Genomic DNA, 4,715 nt, shown 5'->3' with positions numbered 1-4,715 from the left:
ATTGCGGTTTGAAACTATGTCGCTAACACAAGACGTTGCCAATACGGTCGCCAGCCTCACATACGACGAACTGCCGGCAGCAGTAGTCGACAAGGCGAAGCTTCTCGTCCTCGACCATGTCGGCTGCATGATCGCGGGAAGCGTTAGCCGCGGGGCGAGACAAATGACGCCCTATCTCGCGCGTATCGATTCCGGTGGTCCGAGCACCATTTTCGGCACGTCACTATGCTTCCATCCTGCCAATGCCGCTCATGCCAATGGGCACAGCGCGAGCATGCTTAGCCTGGATGATTCCTACGTCCTTTTCGGGCATCCCGGCGCCTCCATTATCCCGGCTGCGCTCGCCGTTGCCGAAGAGGTAAACAGCTCCGGCAAGGCGCTGATCGCCGCGATTGTCGGTGGCTATGAAATGTCGCTGCGCCTTGGCGCAGCCATACGGCCTACCGAAGACCGCAACCGCCACGTCAGCGGACTTGCGCATTGGCAAATTTTCGGCGCCTGCACGGCAACAAGCCTGTTGCACCAATTCAGCGCCGTGCAAATCGCCGATGCTTACGGGTTGACGCCGATGCATGCTCCGCTTCCCTTTGGGAGCAAATTCTCTTCCCGGCCGATGAGCTTTTTGAAGAACAATTACGGATGGGCGAACAAGGGGGCCATCACTGCGGTGGACCTTGTACGGGAAGGTTTCCACGGGAACCGCACCATCTTCGACGGTGACGACGGCTTCTGGGCCATGGCCGGTTCCGACCGCTTTGAACCCCAGGACATGCTTGACCGATGGGGAGAACGCTACTTCACCCTTGAGACCGGCTTCAAACCTTATGGCGTCTGCCGCTGGATCCATACTGCGATCGACTGCCTGCGCGCGCTGCAGGCACGCCATCGTTTCGGCCATGCCGACATCAGGGGCATTCATGTCGAAACTGTGAGCGAGTTCGTTCGTGACTTTGATGGCCCCTGGCCGCAATCCACCATCGAGGCGGCATTTCATATCCCCTATGCGCTCGCCCTCGAACTGCACGACAAATCCTCCGCGACCGGCCTCCGCGAAGACGACCTGACTGATGAAGGTGTTAAACAAACCGCGGCGCGGATCAGTCTTTCCACCCTCGCCGGTGCCGATGAGGTATTTTATGCGCAAAGGCTCCTGCCGGCCCGCGTCAGCGTCACCCTCCAGAATGGCAAAACGCTTTCCGCCCAGGCCGAGGTTCCAACCGGCGCCCCCGGCGGGCCCGCTTTTGGACAGGCGGAAGTGGAAGCGAAGTTCCTCACGCTGGCTAGCCCCGTCATCGGCGCTACCAATGCCGCGCGTCTTAAGCAGGCCCTCCTCGAATTGGAGGGCCTCTCCGTCCGCGACGCACTGAAGCCTTGCGCCATGACGTGATCTCCGCGCGGAGGTGCGCCATCGCGAACCAGCCGCGCCCCCTTCTTCACACCGACGAGCCAATCAGGATGAGGTTGCAAATGTCCACTCAGAGTATCGTTCTACCGAAACCCGTTCAGAATGCATTCGACAGGTTCTACGCCGGCTCACGCGGAGCCCCCGGAACGTTCAAGGTGTCGCATGGGAAGGGTATCTTCTTCTGGGATACCAACGGCAAGCGCTATCTCGAGGGTTCATCCGGCGCGCTGGTTGTCAATCTCGGCCATGGGAACGAGCGCGTCCGCGATGCGATGATCGGCCAGGCCAATCGCATCAGCTATGCCTCGTTTTACAGTGAATCAACCGATACGCTATGCAGGATGATCGCGGACCTCGCGGGCCCTGGGTTCGATCAGGCTTTTCCCGTTTCGGGCGGTTCGGAAGCAGTCGAATCCGCCATCAAGCTCGCGCGCCAATACGCCGTGGCCAGCGGACAGCCGAAGCGCTGCAAAATCCTTGCGCGCATGCCAGGATATCACGGCGCGACGCTTGGCGCCGCCGCTGTTACCGGCGACCCGGACCGGGACGAGATCTTCGGCCCGATCATGCAGATAGTGCCCAAGGTGCCAGCGCCACTGAGCTATCGCCTCCCTGAAGGCTTTGATGTCGGTTCCTATGCCGACTACTGCGCGGACGCGCTTGAACAGCAGATCCTTGCGGAAGGCGAGGAGACGGTGCTCGCCTTCATCATGGAGCCGGTCGGCGGTGTCGCGACCGGCGCGTTGGTTGCGCCGGATAATTATTATTCCAAAATCCGGGAGATTTGCAATCGCTATGGCGTTCTGCTGATCTTCGATGAGGTGATGTGCGGCGCCGGCCGAACCGGAACCTTCCTAGCCGCTCATCATTGGCCCAACGCCCTGCCTGACCTCGTCGTCTGCGCCAAAGGCTTGAGCGCCGGCTATACGCCGCTTGGCGCCATGATCGCCCCCAACAGGATCGTCGACAAGGTCGCCGAGTCCGGCGGTTTCTTGCACGGCCACACCTATGCTGGAAATCCCCTCTCCTCGGCAATTGGTGTCGCGGTTCTCAAGGAGATGCTCGACCACGATCTGATGGGCAATGCCAAGCGGATGGGCTTCCTGCTGCGCCGAAAGCTCCACGCACTGAAGGATCAGAGCACCACGGTCGGGGACGTGCGGGGAATGGGCCTCATCAACGCGGTGGAGATCGTTGAGGATCAGGCAACCAAGGCGATTTTTCCCGCAGCCAAGCAGGCGTCCTATCGCGTTTCGGAGATCGCCCGCGAACTTGGGCTGCATCTCTACGCACGCCGAACCGCCAGCGGAAAGTTCGGGGAATGGTTTATGGCAGCTCCTCCGCTCATCATAACCGAGCCGGAAATCGACCTCTTCATGGAGCTTCTCACTGAGACGTTCCGGGTTTTTGAGAGCGAGAACCGATGAGGCGGGCGACTATCCATCCTAACCCGACGCAATCCATGTTGGCCGGTGTGCAGGAGTCAATCCCTCTGCACAGCCAGGCAGCGCTGGCATGATGCCGGACAAGGGCGTCATCGAACCAGCGACGGGCTCGTCGAGCCAAAAGGCGTCTATGGGGGCATCGTGCGCGTCAGCACGAACGGCGCCGACCGGATGATCCGCCCGCTAGAGCTACCAAGTCAGGTATCCCGCCGCACGAAGTGGGATGGCTTCGCCAAAGATTGAAACATTACATAAGGTTGAAACAATGCACAAGAAGACCGTCGACACTCTCATCATCAACGGTGATATTTTCACCGGTGACAGAAGTCAGCCTCACTCTCGACCGGGGGCCATAGCGATTTCTGATGGCGTAGTGGTCGGGGTAGGTCGCGAGCAAGAAATTTTGTCGGCGTATGACGCAACGCGCAAGATCGACGCCCAGGGCGCTTTGGTCCACCCGGGCTTCATTGAAACCCATATCCATTCGACGGGAATGGCTTATCACGGAGCGCCTTTCTCGCCGCAGTCGGGCAATGCCAGCAAGGTGAACTACTCGAGCATGAAGGCAGAGACTGACCCCGAGATAACTGCCGCCTATACGGCGGCGGCCGCCTGCTCGATGCTGCAACGCGGCTTCACCCTGTACTTCGAGGCAGGCACCGTCTTCGAAACCGATGTGTTTGCCGAAACGATGACGAGGTGCGGTGTGCGGGCAATGGTGACCGCACCATGGGCGTGGGACTATCTCTCGTCCAACGACCCGCATGCGCGGCACGAGACGCTGATGCGGCGTGCGCCGGCGGACGCGAGGCGGGTTATCGACCAGTGCAAGCACGAACTTGCGCGCAACAAGGACGACAATGCGTTGGTACGCGGCTATGTCGGTCTGCAGGGAGGTAGTGAAAGCACGGATGAACTCATCAGGGAATCGGTGAAACTGGCCGCCGAATCGAACGCAATCTTCTGGGCGCACCAGGCCTTCACTCCCGACGATGTCGCGGACGAACGAGGGTCGTTTGGTGATGCCGGCACGGTCCGCATGCACCGGCTCGGAGCCCTTGGGCCCGACACGACGCTGGCCCATATGAACATGCTTGATGAACAGGACGTTGAACTCATCCTGGCGATGAAGCCGGGCCTTTCCTGGGTCCCCCAACATGCGATGGCCTATCGGATTACGCCGCCGCAAAAATGCTGGTTCCCGCATCTCTACCGAAAAGGCGCAAGTGTTTCGCTCTCTGTCGACACGATCATGAGCCACCCGATCGGGATCGCCGGCCTCATGAGCCTCTATCTGTCGGCACTGGTTGGGGACAGGTTGAATGACTCCGATCCATTTTACATGCAGACGATCGATGCTGCGAGAAACGTTGGCCTAGGTGACAGGCTGGGCAGCCTGGCCGTGGGCAAGCGCGCCGATGTGGTCATCCGGGAAGCTCGAGACATCACCCATTATTCCTGGCGCGACGATATGGGCATTCTGTTGTCGTTGTCCTCGTCGATGATCCCCGTCGATACAGTTCTCATCGATGGCAAGGTCGTAATGGAAAAGGGCCGCCTCACGACAATGGATCAGGATGAAATCCTTGCCGAAGCCATGCGCCAGCGCGATCTGTTGGCCAACAGGCTCTCCGCCTGAGTATGCGACGTGAGCAGCGCGTGTGAGCAGGATGCCACCCGCGCTTCCAAGGACAAAAAACAGATTAGGGGCGACGATAATGCCAAAGAATTATGATGCGATTGTGATTGGGGCCGGTAATAACGGTCTTGCTTGCAGCTGCTACCTGGCGAAAGCCGGCCTGAAGGTGCTGGTGCTCGAGGGTCGCCATGTAATTGGTGGCGCAGCTCGGTCCGAGGAAGTTGTT

At 59.7% G+C, this 4,715-nt stretch carries 4 protein-coding genes; all 4 read left to right on the top strand.

Annotated elements, in window-relative coordinates:
* Positions 1-1,387: MmgE/PrpD family protein (locus tag NKI21_RS32205; protein WP_352869297.1), on the top strand; the 1,387-nt coding region annotated here is incomplete at its 5' end.
* A gap of 68 nt (positions 1,388-1,455) precedes the next feature.
* Positions 1,456-2,832 carry an aminotransferase family protein gene (locus tag NKI21_RS32200; protein WP_352869294.1) on the top strand — a complete coding sequence of 459 codons (1,377 nt, stop codon included), beginning with the start codon at positions 1,456-1,458 and terminating at the stop codon, positions 2,830-2,832.
* A gap of 283 nt (positions 2,833-3,115) precedes the next feature.
* Entirely contained in the window at positions 3,116-4,489 is a 1,374-nt protein-coding gene (locus NKI21_RS32195) for an amidohydrolase family protein (RefSeq protein ID WP_352869291.1), read from the top strand.
* A gap of 79 nt (positions 4,490-4,568) precedes the next feature.
* On the top strand, positions 4,569-4,715 hold a 147-nt coding region (locus NKI21_RS32190; RefSeq protein WP_352869299.1), incomplete at its 3' end, for an FAD-dependent oxidoreductase.

Source organism: Mesorhizobium sp. M0715, assembly GCF_040320355.1.
Classification (GTDB): domain Bacteria; phylum Pseudomonadota; class Alphaproteobacteria; order Rhizobiales; family Rhizobiaceae; genus Mesorhizobium.
Note: the sequence above shows the minus strand (reverse complement) of the source record. Positions and strands in the feature narration are given on the sequence as shown.